This is a genomic window from Enterococcus sp. AZ071 (assembly GCF_050499065.1).
Classification (GTDB): Bacteria; Bacillota; Bacilli; order Lactobacillales; family Enterococcaceae; genus Enterococcus_A; species Enterococcus_A ferrettii.
Map to the genome: position 1 here is coordinate 2,502,842 of NZ_JBIPAS010000001.1, position 17,790 is coordinate 2,520,631.

Annotated in this window: 15 protein-coding genes; 2 read left to right on the forward strand and 13 right to left on the reverse strand. The window is 41.4% G+C overall.

The annotated features are described in order from the left end of the window. Positions 1-23: 23 nt before the first annotated feature. The 5 genes from IGI49_RS12385 to IGI49_RS12405 all read right to left on the reverse strand — a co-directional run bounded on the left by IGI49_RS12385 (position 24) and on the right by IGI49_RS12405 (position 5,676). A complete protein-coding gene (locus IGI49_RS12385; protein WP_429964725.1) occupies positions 24-1,847 on the reverse strand; it encodes a carbohydrate-binding domain-containing protein in 1,824 nt (607 codons plus the stop codon). A gap of 245 nt (positions 1,848-2,092) precedes the next feature. Continuing rightward, on the reverse strand, positions 2,093-2,770 hold the full coding sequence (locus IGI49_RS12390; protein ID WP_429964726.1) for a DUF4956 domain-containing protein: 678 nt from the start codon (positions 2,768-2,770) through the stop codon (positions 2,093-2,095). Beyond that, entirely contained in the window at positions 2,763-3,548 is a 786-nt protein-coding gene (locus IGI49_RS12395; protein WP_207700911.1) for a polyphosphate polymerase domain-containing protein, read from the reverse strand. Before IGI49_RS12395 ends, IGI49_RS12390 begins: the two co-directional genes overlap by 8 nt. Positions 3,549-3,725: 177 nt before the next feature. Continuing rightward, positions 3,726-4,997, reverse strand: a complete 1,272-nt coding sequence (locus IGI49_RS12400; RefSeq protein ID WP_429964727.1) for a sensor histidine kinase — start codon at positions 4,995-4,997, stop codon at positions 3,726-3,728. Continuing rightward, complete coding sequence (locus tag IGI49_RS12405) at positions 4,987-5,676, reverse strand: response regulator transcription factor (protein WP_429964728.1); 690 nt, start codon at positions 5,674-5,676, stop codon at positions 4,987-4,989. The genes IGI49_RS12400 and IGI49_RS12405 overlap by 11 nt, the downstream gene beginning before the upstream one ends. A gap of 346 nt (positions 5,677-6,022) precedes the next feature. Between IGI49_RS12405 and IGI49_RS12410 the strand changes: the two genes are divergently transcribed. Next, the gene (locus tag IGI49_RS12410; protein WP_429964729.1) at positions 6,023-6,823 is read left to right on the forward strand and encodes a hypothetical protein; all 801 of its coding nucleotides are present in this window, start codon (positions 6,023-6,025) and stop codon (positions 6,821-6,823) included. Positions 6,824-6,872: 49 nt separating this feature from the next. Here the strand turns inward: IGI49_RS12410 and IGI49_RS12415 are convergent, their stop codons facing one another. From IGI49_RS12415 to IGI49_RS12425, 3 genes are read right to left on the reverse strand one after another with little or no spacing between them, the layout of a single operon-like run. Continuing rightward, positions 6,873-7,871, reverse strand: coding sequence for a sugar kinase (locus tag IGI49_RS12415; protein WP_429964730.1), 999 nt, complete (start codon positions 7,869-7,871; stop codon positions 6,873-6,875). Then, entirely contained in the window at positions 7,864-8,517 is a 654-nt protein-coding gene (locus tag IGI49_RS12420; protein ID WP_207700916.1) for a bifunctional 2-keto-4-hydroxyglutarate aldolase/2-keto-3-deoxy-6-phosphogluconate aldolase, read from the reverse strand. The genes IGI49_RS12415 and IGI49_RS12420 overlap by 8 nt, the downstream gene beginning before the upstream one ends. Before the next feature lie 20 nt (positions 8,518-8,537). Further along, positions 8,538-10,364: a glucose PTS transporter subunit IIA gene (locus IGI49_RS12425; protein WP_429964731.1), complete on the reverse strand. Its 1,827-nt coding sequence runs from the start codon at positions 10,362-10,364 to the stop codon at positions 8,538-8,540. A 310-nt stretch (positions 10,365-10,674) separates the two neighbouring features. Between IGI49_RS12425 and IGI49_RS12430 the strand changes: the two genes are divergently transcribed. Then, entirely contained in the window at positions 10,675-11,874 is a 1,200-nt protein-coding gene (locus IGI49_RS12430; protein WP_429964732.1) for an enolase C-terminal domain-like protein, read from the forward strand. Positions 11,875-11,924: 50 nt separating this feature from the next. Here the strand turns inward: IGI49_RS12430 and IGI49_RS12435 are convergent, their stop codons facing one another. The 5 genes from IGI49_RS12435 to IGI49_RS12455 form a co-directional block, all read right to left on the reverse strand. Further along, entirely contained in the window at positions 11,925-12,632 is a 708-nt protein-coding gene (locus tag IGI49_RS12435) for a GntR family transcriptional regulator (RefSeq protein ID WP_429964733.1), read from the reverse strand. Positions 12,633-12,816: 184 nt separating this feature from the next. Beyond that, a complete protein-coding gene (locus IGI49_RS12440; RefSeq protein WP_429964734.1) occupies positions 12,817-13,581 on the reverse strand; it encodes a winged helix-turn-helix domain-containing protein in 765 nt (254 codons plus the stop codon). A gap of 16 nt (positions 13,582-13,597) precedes the next feature. Further along, positions 13,598-14,341 (reverse strand): recombinase family protein, encoded by a 744-nt coding sequence (locus IGI49_RS12445; protein ID WP_429964735.1) that lies wholly within the window; start codon positions 14,339-14,341, stop codon positions 13,598-13,600. Beyond that, positions 14,338-14,517 carry a hypothetical protein gene (locus IGI49_RS12450; RefSeq protein WP_429964736.1) on the reverse strand — a complete coding sequence of 60 codons (180 nt, stop codon included), beginning with the start codon at positions 14,515-14,517 and terminating at the stop codon, positions 14,338-14,340. Before IGI49_RS12450 ends, IGI49_RS12445 begins: the two co-directional genes overlap by 4 nt. Before the next feature lie 21 nt (positions 14,518-14,538). Continuing rightward, positions 14,539-17,769, reverse strand: a complete 3,231-nt coding sequence (locus IGI49_RS12455) for a hypothetical protein (RefSeq protein ID WP_429964737.1) — start codon at positions 17,767-17,769, stop codon at positions 14,539-14,541. Between the last annotated feature and the right edge of the window lie 21 nt (positions 17,770-17,790).

The window sequence follows — 17,790 nt, forward strand, 5'->3', positions numbered from 1 at the left end:
AAGGAAAATACCTTCCTTACCTGCTATTTCCGACCGTTTTCGTTGCCTCCAGGACTTCCGCCAGGACCTCCGCCGCCCATCATTCCCTGGTTAGCTTCTACGGCGGTACCTGATGAATCAACCGATGTTGCTGCGGAATCAACGGCAATAGTCGTTGAATTTCCACTAGAAAAGTCAACAGTATAGGTTTTACCAGTTTGAATTGCTGGATCGCTAATCACTACGTTAGCAAAAGTTTTACTTGAAGCTGCTTCGCTAATTACATTACCTTGGCTATCTTTTAACGTAACTCCTTCGCCAGCCTGCAGCTCATTGTCCAACCAAATCTGAATACTTGGCTGGGTAGAAGTAGCACTAGTCGACTGTGCCATATCCGAAGAACCAAAGCTGTAAAGAGTTCCACCAGTTATATCGAAGGTGCCATCGTAATCAAGGGCACCATTTCCGCCGTTGACTGGACCATAAACTGTCATCTGGCCACCTGTCATAGTAATGTCGCCATTGGAATCCAATCCATCCCCTTCTGCATCAACCTGAATAGTTCCACCCTCAATGGTGATGGTATAATCACCGCTGCTGTTTTCCTTAAAGGAATCGGAACCAAATGAATTTGGCTCAGCAGCATCAGTTCCTTCATCTGTAGTCGAGCCTCCCGCAGCATTAATGCCGTCATCCGTAGAAACAACGTTTATATTACCGCCTGATAGAACAACGTTTGCTCCTTCAATTCCTTCATAAGAATTTAAAATATTTACTTCTCCAGCAGAAACCGTTGTAGTAGCATCGGCATGAATCCCATCATCCTCAGTCGTTAGATTTAAAGTTCCTCCGGCGATGGTTACATTGCTGTTGGAATGAACACTGTCATCTACTGAATCAATTGTGTAAGTTCCACCATTGATTGTCAGATCACCACCAGACTTCAGCCCTTTATAGCTTTGAGTAGAGTCAGATGTTCCGCTAGCATTCGAGGTGATATCAATGGTTGGATTGTTAGCAATTAAGTATGTCTCGGCCTGAATTCCATCATTCTCACTACTAATCGTATAGGTCCCGCCATCTAAAACAATGTAGCCCTTATCTGACTCTTCAGCATTAGTGGATTGAATCCCATCATTCGCTGCATTGATCGTAAAATCTCCATCTAAAATCTGAACAGAATCCTTTCCTTTGAGCCCTTCATTGCCACTATTAATGGTATACGTCCCACTAGTTATCTTTAAATCATTTTTGCTTTGAATTCCGTGTCCCGCCGTTGCTTGCACATCCAATGTGCCAGAACCGTTTAGGGTTAAGTCATCCTTGCTGTAGATTGCAGCCTGCGCTTCCTCGGTCTCCGCAAAGCTTTCAGCCGTTGCAGCTACCAGATTCGATGTATTTTCTGCCGTGGTTACTACTGTTTTTTCAGCTTGTGCAACTGAAATTGCAGCAGTTGTTTCATTAGTGATTTTTGCATTATTAAGTACGATTCGGACTGTTTCTGAATCGGTGCTGTTAATGGCAATTTGTCCATTGGTCAGTGTGCCAGAAATTACATAGGTGCCCCCCTTAGTTATTGTGACAGTATTGTCTGAAACTTCTGCTCCCTCCCCATTAACAATGGATCCCGCATCTTTTAAGGTGATCTGTGTAGCTGTGCTTTCAGAATAGGTCGTAGCCTTATCCTCTTCATCGTACTCACCGGTTGTTGCCAAAACGGTAGAATTGGTTTTATTACCGGTAGAAGAACCAGTCAAATTGGTGGTAGTACTGGCCTCCTCAGTCTGACTAGCAGTTACTTTGTAGACGATGCCGCCGGTTAATGCTAGCGCTAATAGCAGCGATGCAATGGATAGTCTCTTTTTCATCAGTTTCTTCCTCTCTTTTCTTCAACTTTAAGCATTCAGCATAGATAGTAATTTGTAGTCTGACATTTTTATACCTTCGCTGAAGCTGTGGCATGAGAAGAGCAGCAAATTTCCTGTTTTTTATCTGCTGGCTCTCTTTGCTTTGTGGCAAACTTTAATTTATTGTTTCTCAGGTATTAACATCCATACTAAGCCCAATAAGGCGGTTAAACAGATCAGCATAAGAGCCCCCTTCTTTCTGTGGACTACAAGTCTTTCCCACTTCCTGCTGGCTGGACAACAATAGGTAAATTACTATTTACTAAACGCAGCTCATCTAAGAATTCCTTTTCCTGATAAGGATTTTTCTCATGAACCGTGAAGGATACTTCAAACAAACTGCCTAAGTTGGTCGTCTTGATCTGATCCAGCTGATGATAACTGGTAAATTTTTTCAACACCGGATCAAAATCCTTCATATAATTGGTGTACTCAGGAACTGTAATACGTACTTGGCGAGCATTCTCCGTAGCCTCGCCAAACTTCAAATTGGTATAAACAATCATTGCTAAGCTGACAAATAGGCTGAAGATCGTCGCATAAACGATATACCCCATCCCAATCGCTAACCCAACGGCCATCGAGAAAAAGATAGTGGTAATCTCACGAGCATTTCCCGGAGCAGAGCGAAAACGTACGAGACTAAAGGCGCCGGCTACCGTAATCCCTGCCCCTAAGTTCCCATTGACCATCATAATGACCGAAGAAACCAAAACCGGAAGCAGTGCGATAGTGAACATAAAATTTTTGGAATAGCTGTTATGATATTTATGAACCATCGCAATGATAAAGCCTAAAATAAGACTAGATGAAATAGTTAATAAGATTTGAGTCAACGTAACAGTCATCTCACTGACGTTGTTGCTAAGAATACTATCAAGCATAAATTGATTCCCCTCGCTCAATTGTTTTGATCGTTTGTTTTCTTTGACGAATATGCTGTTGTTCCCATTCAGGGAACAACACCCAATGATAAACATTGCCATATTTCGTGAACTTCCCTTGAAAAATTTGTAATTCAGAGAAGAGTCGGCTGATTTCTAACGGAAAAGCCTCAAAAATTTTGACCTCCATTAAGACAGTCGGTTCAATTGTTAATAGTTTTTGCGGATGTTGATCCACCTGATCCAATTCGAAATGCTCCAAAGAGTAACGAATATTCTGATCAAAGGTGATACGAAAATTTTCGTCCTTCTTAGATTTCAAAGCAATGCGGTCATAACTAATTAGAACTGTTGGTTGAAGCTTTTGTTGCTGGGTGTACCAATTAAGCTCTTTGAAGATTTGCTTTTGTACTTGCGGCTTCACATCATAATTCAGAAAATTTTTCGCCTCCTGATACGTCATAGCCGTTCTGCGTTTGTAGGTCACACCTGCTACCTTCTTTTTTAATTCTAGATAGACAGTGGATTGATTGGTTGCTAAGCCATAGCTGCGCAGCCGCATTTTTTCTTTAAATTTGGGTTGGTCTACCGAATGACGAATGACTGCCAAATCTTCTGTATCGTAATAAATCGTGTGTATGGTATGCAGCCCATACTCATCAATCGTCATATATTCTTGCAAACGAGTTAGCAGCAGATCATACTTCTCTGGTGTCAGTAGATATTTCTTCTCTCGGCGCTCAAATATTTCGCCGCTCTTAACTTTTGCTTTTGCCATACGGGTATTCCTCCTTGCAGGTCCATTTATTAGCGATGTATGTATCATACCCAATGAATCTGAACTCCTTCTGAAGTAAATCTGAACAAATCTGAAGCTTGAAAAAGAACAAAAAAAGAGCAGCCATTCACTGACTGCTCTTACTAGGTAATTAACATTATTCAAATTCCTACTCAGCTAGTTCACCCACTTTACAGGAAGAATGATCTCCGTTTGATAGATTCCCCCGAGTGTTTTACTGGTCATGCGCCCTTGATGCAACTCTACGATCATCGTAGAAATTTTCACCCCTAAGGACTTTCCAATACTTGAATCTGATCCGCCAATGGCATTTCTGATTGTCACCAAAAGCTGTTCATTCTGAACACGAATCTGGATATTGACCTCCTTCTCAAGATCAGCATGCTGGTTAATGTTAGAAATAAGATTGTCGAACAAGCGCTCCAGCAAGCTCATATCTCCCACCAATTTAACCTGTGGGGGAATAGTCAGTTCGTAGCTGACCTCTGCAATCGGCAGCAGCTCCGTAATGAATTGTTCAAACAGCATCCGACTGTCGATCGTTTGCAGCTCTAATGGACGTTGACCGGAAAAAATCGTTGCATACTCCAGCAGATCATTCACTCGAGTATTCATCTGTTGGGTCTTTTTATGAATCAAATTCAAATATTTTCGCTGCTCTTCAGTTAATTCGGTTTCTAGCAGCACCGGCAGATAGCCGCTTAAAATGGTAAGCGGGGTACGTATATCATGACTTAGGTCACTGATCATTTCTCGTGACGCTTGGGTAGCTTTTGCTTCCAGAACGATCTTCTCGCTAAGAGATTCACTCATTCGATTAATGCTGGCCGCAATCTGTGTCAGTTCATCATGCCCTTCTTCGGCAATTCGATAGTCCAGATCACCCGCCTCCAAAATAATTGTTCCCTTTTCGATTTGGTGCATGTATTTCGCCTTATTCAATAATTGGTGATAAAACAAGACGATCGCAAAGAGCAGCCCCAAAACTACTGCTGCTACAATCCCGATATACATCGGCCACCGATTCTCAACTACTAAAAAGGTTGTTTTTGTTTCCCCATCCGAATAAGTAATTGCAGCGGATTTTTCTGTCCCTAATGGCCGCCGTTCCTCCATTGGCCCTGCTGGTTCTTTATGGAATTTCGGTTCATTTCTATTTTCGGAGTCATTGCGTAAGTAAAAGACCGTTCCGTCTGAGGATTGCCAAGTAAACCGGCCTAAGCTGTCCGCCTCTTGCTGACTTACAAATTCTTGAAACTCGGTGGTCGCTTCTGAAAAATCCTTCTTTTCCATTTGTGGTTGAATCACCTGGTGGTACAACGCTTGATTGCCTAAAAACAGCAGCAAGAATAGGATTGCACCGCTCAAGATACTTAGAATCAGATAGCGAAAAATTTCTTTAGGAAAGGTGGTTTTTTTATTGTTCAATCTTATACCCCACTCCCCACACGGTTAAAATATACTGAGGTTTTTTCGGGTCCTTTTCAATTTTTTGCCGCAGTTTTTTTATATGAGTCATAATCGTACTGCTGGAACTGTAAAAATAGGGTTCCTGCCACACAGCCTCATAGATCGCTTCCGCTGAAAAAACATGTGCTGGCGACTCTGCCAGCAGCTGTAGAATATCAAATTCTTTTCCTGTTAAGGTAACTTCCTGATCAGCCAAAATAACCTTGCGTGTTTCCGGATGCAATACCATATCTCGAATATTAATTGACTGATTCGTTTGAGTTTGCGAACTACTATAATTTAAGTAACGCCGCAGCATTGCCTGAACCTTCAACTGCAATTCCTGAGGAGAAAAAGGTTTAACTAAATAATCGTCTGCCCCCGCGGAGTAACCAACAATTTTATCGTATTCTTGACCCTTTGCAGAGATAAAAAGAATTGGAACCGAATAAGTCTTGCGTATTTCCTTTACCGCATCCACACCGTTCATCTTAGGCATCATATAATCCATAATAATCAGAGCCACCTCTTGATCTACCATAGACAAAGCTTCTTGGCCATTTTCCGCCTCAATAATTTCATCTACATAAGATGTCAGCAGCATTCTTTCCAGCTCCCGAATATCTGCCTCATCATCCACAATCAATAGCTTCGTCATCTTTATCCCTCCTCTGCGACATTTTCTGATTAGTATGCCATAAAATCAGCCTATAAAAGCAGTTCATTCAAAAAGATCATAAAAAAATCCCGAATTCTTAATGATTCCTGGCAATTCAAACAAATGAATCAGCTAAGAATTAGTGATTTCCACTTAAAAGTAGAGCTTAATAATTTCATTTCTTTCTTAGTCTTAACTTCTAAATAATCCCAATCCGTTATTTGCTTAGACAAATTCTACTTTATCTTTTATTATTAAATATAGTATTATTTTATTAAGTACGCATTTGGGGAAATGCTGAACTATTTAACGAGAATTTTTGTTCAAAGAAAGGAAAGGAAAGAAGATGAAAAAGAATACGGGGAAAATAGTTGCAGGAGTTATTCTGATTGGATTGTGTTTCGCTTTAGGGAGTGTCTTTATCATCTTAGCAGGTCTAGCTGCTTTTATCGGAGCAGTTGGTGCGATGATTTTATTCCTAATAAAAAAAGATAATCGTAAGGCTAAAAAAGCAATTGTCACCGCAGCTGTTGCCTTTGCGGTAACCATCGCTGGTTTCGCAATGCTTCCTGCCAGCGAGAATTCTGCAACTAAGGAACAGATAGCCGCAGTGGATAAAAGTACAAAAGAAACAAGTGCTTCTTCCACTTCAGAATCAACTAGTCAAACAACCAAAGAAAGCAAAAAGACCACCGCTTCCTCTAGCAAAGCAAAACTGGAAGCAGAAAAACAAGCGGAGGCTAAAAGAAAAGAAGAACAGAAAAAAATAGCCGAGGAACAACGAAAAGCTGAAGAGGCGCAAAAGATTGAAGAACAGCAAAAGGCTGAAGCAGAGCGCGTTGCTTTAGAACAACAACAAGCTCAGGAAGCAGCACAAAAAGCGGAGCAAGAACGAATCGCTCAAGAGGCGGCTGCGGCCCAGCAACAAGCAGCTCTCGCTGCCCAACAGCAGGCCGAAGCAGAAGCCCAACAAGCGGCTGCTCAAGCCCAAGCGCAGCCACAGGTTCAAACGGTTTTCATTGCACCTCAATCAGGAACGAAATACCATTCAAATTCAGGCTGCCGAGGCTTAAGCAATGCCAATTCGGTTGAAGAAGTCTCACTTGATAGCGTAGGCAATCTTACACCTTGCAAGATTTGTTACTAAAAACAGCAACCAGTTACTCTCAATCGAAAGTAACTGGTTGCTGTATTTTTTATCTACTAATCTTCGCACTGTCACTATTCATAAACTGCACTACTTCGTCTTCACTGTATTGGTTGCAGTCTCCTTTGACGAAGTGTTTCAATACAGCGGCAGCAGTCGCAAACTCAATTGTTTCCTGTGGATTCATCTTGGCTAATAGGCCGTGCAGCAGCCCACCAGTAAAGGCATCGCCACCGCCAATTCGGTCAACAATGGGATTGATGTTATAGTTTTTCGATGTGTAGCACTTTCCCTTGATCCATAAGTTTCCCTGTAATTCATTTACACTAGTCGAATGAACTGTCCGCTTAGTCGAAAAGAAGACTTCGATGTTTGGGAAAAGCTTTTGCATCGCTTGATAGTAGTGTGTTACATCAGCTTCTGCTTCCTCTTCAATTCCCAACAAATGAATCGCATCCATGTGGCCAGCTGAGCAATAATCTACATAAGGCAAAGCCTTTTGCAAAAACTCACCTGCTGCTTGTTGTGTCCACAATGTTTGACGATAATTGCTGTCAAAGCTGACCCTGCAGCCTGCTGCTTTAGCTGCTTGCATCAATTGAATTGTCAACTTGCTCCAGTCTTCAGAAAGAGCTGGTGTAATTCCTGAAACATGGAAGACATCCGCATCCGCAAACAAATCATGCACAGCCCATTCAAGTTTATCCATCAAAGCAAAAGCTGAACCTTGACGATCGTACACTACTTTAGTCGCCTTCTGACCAATCCCTTGCTCCACATAATAAGTACCCAGCCGACCAGATCCTTTTAATAAAAAGTCAGTAGCAACACCGGAGCTGTGCAAATGCCTTTCTACAGCTTGTCCGAAGGCATTATCTGCTACCTTGCTGGCATATTGGACGTGATGACCATAGTTTGCCAGAGAAACGGCTACGTTTGCCTCACCACCACCATAGAAAACATCTAGCTGATTGGTTTGATTCAAGCGTGTGCCGACCTCAGCGGATAAGCGCATCATAATTTCCCCTAGACAAACGATTCTAGCCATGAGTAATTCCTCTAATTTCAGCCAGCTTTGCAGCATATTGCTGAGCAATCTCCGTTACCTTGGCAAAGTCACCTTCAGCTGCTGGTGCCAACAAATTGCCGCCAACTCCCACAGCCACTACACCAGCTTCAAACCAGGTAGCCATATTTTCCAGACTAACGCCGCCTGTTGGCATCAGGTTAATATGCGGCAATGGTGCTTTGACTGCTGACACAATACTTGGACCATAAGCACTACCTGGGAACAGCTTAATAATGTCCGCACCGCTCTTTAAAGCTGTTTGCATTTCAGTAATCGTCATACAGCCTGGCAGATATGGAATTTGGTAAAGGTTGCATAGCTCAGCAGTTTCAGCGTTAAAGCTAGGGCTGACAATAAATTCCGCCCCCGCCATGATAGCCAAACGGGCAGTCACAACATCCAATACTGTTCCTGCTCCGATCACAACCTCTTGTCCACGATACGCATCCGCTAACTCCTGAATTGCTGCTTGAGCGTTCGGCACCGTAAATGTTACTTCGATCCCGATTACGCCACCTTCAATAATCGCATGACTAGCTTTTACAGCTTCAGCCTGATCTTTTCCCCGTACGACAGCAATGACTCCAGCTTTTTCTAAACGTGATAAAATTTCTACTCGTTTCATACTCAAACGTCTCCAGTCTATTAATTAAGAACTGCCCGTTCCAACAAAGTTCCTGCTGGATGCTGGCCTTCTAGATCCCGCATACCTGAAAATGACAGGACACGATCCATATTGGTAATCACAACAATGATCATTGTTTCTTTTCCTTGATTGCGGATATAAGCTAAATCCATTTGTGCCAGTTTTGTTTCAATCGATACTTGGTCGCCTTCTTTGACAAATACCTCAAAGCCTTGACCATTTAAAGCAACTGTATCAATTCCCATATGAACTAAAACCTCTACACCATTGCTGGTTTTGATTCCAATTGCATGTTTTGAAGGAAAAACGGTGGTCACTGTACCGGAAACTGGTGAGAACACCGCACCATCAGTTGACTTAATAGCAAAACCTTCACCCATCATTTTAGTTGAAAAAACTTCATCTGGTACATCTTCTAAAGGAACATATGCACCTTTTGAAACGGCATGTAGATCAACTTCATTGGTTAACTCAGCATCTTCATCCATTTCCTTTGGTACCATCATGTAAGTTAGGGCAAAAGACAGAACCAATGCAATGATGATTCCTAACACTGCAAAGATGAAGTATTGCCCAATGTAAGCTGGCAAGCTGAAAATACTTGATAAAATGTAGCCATAAATCCGAACCCCGAAGAAGCTGATAAATGCTGATGCAACTGAGCTTCCGATAGTGGCCGCGATAAAGGCTTTTTTGTATTTTGATAAAATACCGAATAGAGCTGGCTCGGTAATTCCTAAAATTCCTGATACTGCAGAAGATAAAACGATTGATTTTTCTTCTTTGGTTTTTACTTTTGTGTAAATAGCTGCTGTGGCACCAGTAATCGCCATATTTGCCATAAACATCATAGGCATCAACATGTCATAACCTTGGTTCGCAAAATTCTGCAAAGCAATTGGTGTCATGGCATGGTGTAAACCAGTAAAGATGGCAATTGGTCGAATCGCACCTACGACAATCCCTGCTAACACTGGTGAAATCGTGAACAGACCAGCAACACCTGCAGCCAACAGATTTCCTAAATGGATACTAATTGGTCCAATAACTGTTAACGTAACTAAACCAGCCACGAACAAGGAAATTGTTGGGGTAAATACCGTTCGTAAAACTTGCGGCAAGATTTTGTCTACCCAACGATAAATGTAGCTTAAGGCCAACACTGCAAAGATAATCGGAATAACCGTTCCTGCATAGTTAAAGACCGGAACTGGGACTAACCCGAACAATTGGAAAGCTGAAACATTTCCTTCAGCGACCGCATTAGTCATCGTTGGAAACTGTAAGGTTGCTGCAATCGCAATCGCCAAATATTGGTTCGTTTTGAAAATTCGGGCAGCAGAAGCGGCAACGAAAAATGGCAAGAATGTAAATACGCCGCTGGCAATCATATCAATCACTAAATAAGTATCTGTTTGGTTCGAGATGACATTTAACGCAACTAACCCTGCCATCAATCCTTTGATCATTCCAGCACCGGCAATCGCAGGTACGATTGGTCCGAATACCCCTGATACAGTATCCATAAACAAGGAAACTGCGCCTTTTTTCTCAGTATTTTCTTGCTGGCTATTCTCATCCAAGCCTAATTCTTTAGCAAGCGGAGCAAAGTAATCAGCTACGTCCGTTCCAATAACTACCTGTAATTGATCACTTTGATATTTGGTTCCTACTACTTTAGGAATCTTTTCTAAAGCCGCATAATCGACCTTCTTCTCATCCTTTAGGTTAAAGCGTAAGCGGGTCATACAATGCCAAGCATTATTGATGTTATCTGCTCCGCCGACATCTTTTATAATCTGTTTTGCAATATCTTCATGTTTCATTTTTAGTAGCCCTCCTTAGTTCTTACGGAACAAGTGATTCAGGCTCGGACTAGTCAACTTCGCCTGAGAATTGTGATTCCGTTTTCACCCTCACATAGTAGCATGGTATTCCCAACTTGTAAAACCAGTCCTTTTTACTATTTTTATATTAAAAACCGCTATATATCAACGTTTTAAAATATTTTTAAGAAAAATTGGACTGGTTTTATACTGTCAAGCTGGTATTTTTTAGACCAAATTGACACCGCTTGGGTATCCATGTTTCAATGAGTGTGGAAATGATTCGTATTACAAAATTGGAGTGATTAAAATGACACCAACTATTATTACTGATATAAAAAGCTTTGCGATCAAACCAGATCGCCACAATCTATTAGTGGTCAAAGTTGAAACCGACAAAGGGGTATCCGGTCTAGGCTGCGGCACCTTTCAGTTCCGACCGTTGGCCGTTCAAACAGTGGTAGAAGAATACTTGAAGCCGCTGCTAATCGGTCGCGATTCCAATCAAATCGAAGACATCTGGCAAGTAATGAACGTGAATTCTTACTGGCGCAATGGGCCTATCACCAACAATGCAATCTCTGGTGTAGATATGGCTTTGTGGGATATCAAAGGCAAATTGGCTGATATGCCATTGTACCAACTATTAGGTGGAAAAGCTCGTACTGCTATTCCAGCTTATACTCATGCAGTTGCAGACAATTTGGACGACCTTTATGGAGAAATCGATAAATTTCTAGCAGAAGGTTATCGTTATATCCGTTGCCAATTAGGCTTCTACGGCGGTAATCCTGAGAATCTTCAAACACCAGAGCAGCCGATTAAAGGTTCTTACTTCGACCAAGAGGATTATATGCAAACAACCTTAAAAATGTTTAAAGCTGTGAAAGAAAAATATGGCAATCAGTTTCAAATGCTGCATGATGTGCACGAACGTCTACATCCGAATCAAGCGATTCAATTTGCTAAAGCAACTGAGCCATACAATCTATTCTTTTTAGAGGATATTTTACCGCCAAATCAAAATGAATGGTTGGCTCAATTACGCAACCAATCGGCAACGCCAATTGCTACTGGCGAGCTGTTCAACAACCCGATGGAATGGAAAGAACTTGTACGCAACCGTCAAATCGACTTTATGCGGGCACACGTTTCTCAAATTGGCGGGATTACACCCGCATTGAAACTGGCTCATTTCTGTGAGGCAATGGGCGTCCGAATTGCTTGGCATACGCCATCCGATATCAGCCCAGTTGGTCTAGCGGTGAATACTCATTTGAACATTCACCTGCATAATGCTGCGATTCAGGAAAACATTGATATTCCCGAAAATACTCGCAACCTGTTCGGCAATATTCCAGCACCAGAAAAAGGATTCTTCTATCCGATTGAACAAAGCGGAATCGGTGTAACCTTTAATGAAGAATTAGCTGAAGAGCACCCAGTCGTTTACCGTCCTCATGAATGGACACAAAGCCGGACACCCGACGGAACAATTGTAACGCCATAACAAAAAAGAACCTCACGAATCTCAAGACATTTACTTGAGATTCGTGAGGTTTAGTCTATTCGTGAACGATGAATTTCACGGTCAAAAGGTCGGATATAGGTCACTGAGTAATCAATCGCAATAATACTGCTGTATTCGTAGACCTGACCATCTTCTAAGATTGCCCGATTCGTGATCTGCATCGCTGGTGTTCCGCGCTTGCATAAAAGCAGGCGCGATTGTTCCTTATTGGTAGTAATCGGATCATAGCTGGTGATGTAATGAGAGATACGGTATCCCTGTTTTTCCACGTAATTTTGGATCGAATGCTCCACTGCCTCCTGTGAAAACTCAGGAAACATTGAAACCGGTAGCTTAGAGATTTCCAGCTGCTCAATCTTATAATTGACAATTCGAATCCGCTCAAAAGTCCAGATTTCATCTTCTGCACCAATTTGGAAAATTTTTTGCTCCTCCAAGGTTGCTGGTGCCCTTTTCAACTCAATCATTTTAGAGTCAATTCGATCATAGGGTGTCCGAGTCAACGAGTTAAAAATCAACGGATTCTTGACCCATTTCTCATGGACAAAGATCCCCGAGCCTTGAACGACCCGCACAATCCCGATTTCCTCCAAATTTTTTACGGCTTGCTGAATAGTAAAGCGCGACACTCCATAAATCTGTGCTAAATCCCGCTGATTCGGCAGCTTACCGTTTTTAAACTCTTCTTGATATATTTTACTAAGCAAATCTTGCACAATGAATTCGCGTTTTTTCATGGAGGGACTCCTTTGTATCCTTTGATACTGTTACTATACATGGAATCCGCTGAAAAGTTAATAAGCAAACTCAAAAATCGGCAGTTGTTTAGTTTAAGAGTTATTCTTGAGTTTTTGATGATTAAACTATTACTATGTAGTCATACGCCCAATCAAGGCACTTGATTGAGCGGCGCTTCTTTATTTAATTAGATAGTGTGTAAGACAATAAAGAACCTTCTGATTCTGTACACTGCGTCCAATAATCATAAAATTCACTGCTCAACTGATAACCTCTTCCCCATAGAGTCGTGATCGTTCCGCTAGCTATTCCTGCCAACTCGAATTTACGTTTCATCTTATTAATTAACGAAGACAACTGACTCATATTAGATGGCGTGCCACCTTCGTTCCAGAGATAATCACAAAGCTCATGCCGTGAAAGCACCTGCCCCTTCTCATTAGCCCCCAGCAATTGTTCAAATACTTTCTTCTCAGTCTTTGAAAAACTTTTTATCAGTAATTCCTTATTAGGATTCGCAGGAATATCGCTTTTGGCAGGAAAAGAAAGAACCGGGTTCATTGCTGCTGCTTCCTTTTGTGTCCGTGATTGCACTTGGTTAATTTGCTCTCTCAATGTACTAAAGCTGGTTCCTTTTACTAACCAGTCCGTTAAACCCAACTCTTTCCAATAGGCTTGATCCTCCTCTGAGGGATATTTCTCAGCTATCCGTAAGATCACTAATGGATAAGATTTTAATTGCTTAAGAAGTGACTCGACCTCCTCATGACATAAAGTTTCGCTTAAGATAATCCAACGGAAATAGGAAAGAAAGGCATTGTTCTCATACTTTTGAAAACGATAGAATAAATCAGTTGAGCATAGAATCTCAAAATTTAGTCGTTGTAAATAATGAATCGTTTCCTCTTCAATTAAGGTATTTTTCGTTAGAATTAGTGCATGTTGCATGGCATTCACCTTCTCTTTAATTTTTCGGAATTTTTTTCTCTTTGATGGGTGTCTTCGTTTCTATTTCTTCAGTATCCATTAGTACATTCCACAGTATTACCAGTGTTACCACGATACAAATAGCTACCTGTATCCACAATTGATCAAAGTAGGTTTCTGCCAACTTGATACTAAAAATAGCTAACAGGAAACAAATTACTAAAACAATAGCTAGCTGAATTTGTTTCAATTCTTGTTGAATGCGATATGCTGTCTCAATCGGCACGCGTTTTTGCTGGGAAATTTGACGGATCGTTCGCTTTTCAACTAACAACCAAATGATCTCACGATAAAGCTTCCGTGCTTCAGGTTCCTTGCTGAAAAGAGTATAGGCGTCTTTGCTGCGACCACGCTCTTTGCTTGATTTGACCAAAATCGGGTGCAGCAGTCGATCATTGCGCAGCGTCCAAAGAAAAATCTGCCGCCACTCTGTTAAACTTAATTGTGGTAAATTAATCACATCAAGTGTAACCTCTAATACTTCCATTTGATCCAGCCAGGTCAGAAGCTGGCGATAATCACGAGAAATGACTTCCCAGGAAGCAATCACCAGATGATCCCCTGGTTGGGCAAAATTCATTAACGCTTGAAACTCACTAGTAGGTGAATCCAATGCCTCTGCCTCCTGATTGCCATCAGAAAAGAGTTCATCCACTGGGTAATCCTCCAGCATATCCAATTGTTGGGTCAGTTGATACCCGCGTGCATAGCCAAGATTCATCGTGTCCTTCCTCTTTCTCCCTGAGTTTTTCGTTGTATTGCCCCCGGTCGCTGCTTATCTCGCAATAACCGAGCCATCTTTTTTTGCAACTCCTGTTGACCCTTCATCAGCGAGAACAACAAATAGCTTTGAACCAGCACTACTAGGCCTAATAAAAGTAATAACAAGTAGACCATGGTTTGCCTCGCCTCTTTCTCCTATTTGGTTTTAATTTTCCCTAAATCATTTTTCTCGTAATCCCAGCTGTACGGCTGCGGTGTCTTAGTCGTCCCTTTATCATCTGTATTCGGTTTAACATACATGGTTATCCAAAACTCGCCATCGTTATTTAAAGTATTTTTGGCTATCTGAGGGTTCCCTGCCGTATAGGAAGTATTTCCGTTATGGCTTGCGCCCAGCGGATCCCCTTGCTGAGTCGTGCAATAATACCCTACGTACTGATAAAATTCTGGTGTAATTAGTGACAATTGTACTTGATCATTTATACTTGCCAAATGATCCGTTGGAATCGATACTTCAGTGAATGCAGAATGATCTGCAGCTTTTCCAGAATTAGCAGTAAGGTTGGCCTGATAGTTAGGATCGATTGCTGGACTGCCACTATTATCTAAAATATTCTGTATATCAAAATAGCTTTTACTTGGAATAACAATTTCTGCTGAAGAATTTAACACTACCTGACGCACATGCCACAGTGCATGACCCGTTAACGTGATATCCAAATAGCCAGTGGTTGCCGTTCCCGCCGTGTGATTGCCATCGGTGGCTCCATCCCACGTATAACTGACAGATGGCCTGACTACTCCAGGCTCCAGAGCATTTTGAATGGTTGGCAAATCAACTACCAATTTATTTGCATTCTTTCCAGCATCTGCTAATGTTGGCAATTCTGCAGCTGTTTCATGGGTAGAATCAAAATAATCGTACACCCTCACCTTGCCTTTGGTCAGCACTTGATCCCGGTCCTGTGTTCCGCGCAGTCGAAATGGGATTGAATAGTCATCCGCATAGTAGACTACTCCGTTGGTATCCTTTGGTGTAATCGCTGGATTCGTTTCACTATTTGGAATAGTATTCTTTGTCGTTACAAATACCCATACGCGGTTTTTGACTTCTACACCAGCTTTTGGTTTGTATACCACATCCACAGGGTACGGCTTCGCAAACGTTGCCTCTTGTAATGCTTTTAGCTGATTAGCATCCACAGTTACCTTGCTGGATAACTTGCTTGAATCTGTCCCATCCTCATCCAAACCATTTCCATAATCGCCGTCACTGCTGCCATGTTTAGTTAAATTCCAAGCCATTGTTTTGGCAAACTTCTTAAATGTTGCTTCATCTGCCATATCAGTCGCCACGCTGCTCAGTGGAACATGAAAATTCTTTGCATCCAATGCATATTCATCCTTTTCATCAATCACTGTCTCGTCTGTCACATTATTAATGTAAGTAGAGGTCGTTGATGTTTGCTTCTGACTGTCTGAAACAAAATAGGTCAACAGCTGTGGACCAGATTTATTTTTATCGAAGCCTAATTTCGCCCAGTCAATCGGATCTGAGGATTTCAGTGTTGTGCCATCCGCTTCATAAACCAGCGAATTAGGATTTTTATTAATCCTTTCTCTCAACCAGGAAATATCATAAAGAAACAGCCCTTTATCGATATCCATCGTGTCATAAACCTGCGTAGCTTTAGTATCAGTTATCACTCCGTTTTTCGACCCGGTTAACAGCCAGCGATCCAAACTTGCCTGTTGATTCACTGCTGGATCATCTAGATCAACGATAAATGGGTCAGGAGCTTTAATTAAGGGTGACCAATCATCAGTTTTACGCAGAATAGAAACAAAAGCATTTCCCTTACTTGGAGAAAGTGCCTGAGAGGACCACTCTTTATTCGATCCGCTGGCTACCTCACCAGGGAAATTCCCATAAATTACCTCATCGATGAAATTGATTTCTCGTGTAGTAAAAGCCCCCGAAAGAACGAACAAATCCTCATCCCCAACAAAATTATTTATTTCAATCACTGAAGTTGTCTCTGGAAATTCTAATTGAATCGAAGAAGCACTTTTCCAATTAAAGTCTGCGTCCATATAGCCACTGTATATTCCTGGCTGATTTCCAATGTTTTCTAACGCTCCTTCAATATTGCTTACTTGACCAGCATAAAAATAGCCTGAGCCCTGTTTTGAAAAGCGGAATCTAGTTCCCTTAGGAAATATCTTTAAGTTTTTTATTGTTGATGTAGTGACATCTAATTCAATAATCTCTACTTGTGTTTCGCCTACTGCACTATTTCTATAGACTTGAGCAATTATTTTGTTTTTATCAGATATATCTGGTTGAAACCCTACTGTCGAGTTAGGGTAACGAGCAATCTCCGTTCGGCTAGCCTTCTTAGTTGTTGGATTGATTTCCCATCGGCAAATTCTAGTTACGTAACCGCCCATTTCAGTAGAAGTTGTTTCTGTGCCTAGCACAACCGTGTCACTGATCGGATACATATTGTTAATTCCTGCATAATTACGACTATTTGCTCCGTGAAGTTCCGCTGCGACATCTGGTGAAGCCTCAAATTCGATTCTATTCAATAACTGACCATTAAAATGTTCAATGCTAATAAATGCGCTCTTATCAGCAGAAGTTGGATAGATGACTGGTGTACTCACATTGGTACCGGAATTTGAAATCCAACAGCCCTGAATAACCTGACTTTTCATATCAACTGTACTTGTATCAACAGCTCGTTTATTATCTAACGGAGATATAGACAGATGGGTTCCCTCATCCACAAAGGTAGTTGTATTGATGCTGTATGAACTTGTTGTGTATAAAGCCATAAATTCTGTTCCGCTTTTTTGGAAAAACGTATTATAAACCACTTGCTTATTCCCACTGGATTGATTAATATTATTTGGCGTTTCATGCACCCATTTAGTATCTAGAACCTCTCCAGTCCGGGACTGCAAAATGATTCTTGTCTGATTAATATTGCTGTACCCAGCTCCATAGGGATAAGTAGTAAAAATCTGCATAGATATTACATTCCCTTTGCTAGTAATGTAACTCTTTGTTGTATAATTCCGAATCTGACTACTAAATAGCTTAGTTTTTGCCGTTTCCGTCTCTGACAATTGCTTCCCTAGAGAAGGAATATTCATGTCATATTGGCGAAAAAGATCGTAACCAGTTTGATATTCTAATTTTGTTTGACCGTCCACTGGAACCTCAAATTCATTTGTTCCGGCTTCATCCAATTTAATCGTATTGGTTGGATGGGCTGATACCGACTCCTTCTTCTGCCGTAAATGGGCACTTGCAACTACACCAGCAGCGACCAAAACAATCAAACCTACAAATGTCAGCATTCTTTTCCATTGCTTATTTTTCGATAAAAGAAAACGAACCCTGTTTTTCTTCTTCATTCTTCTCGACTCCTTTTCTCA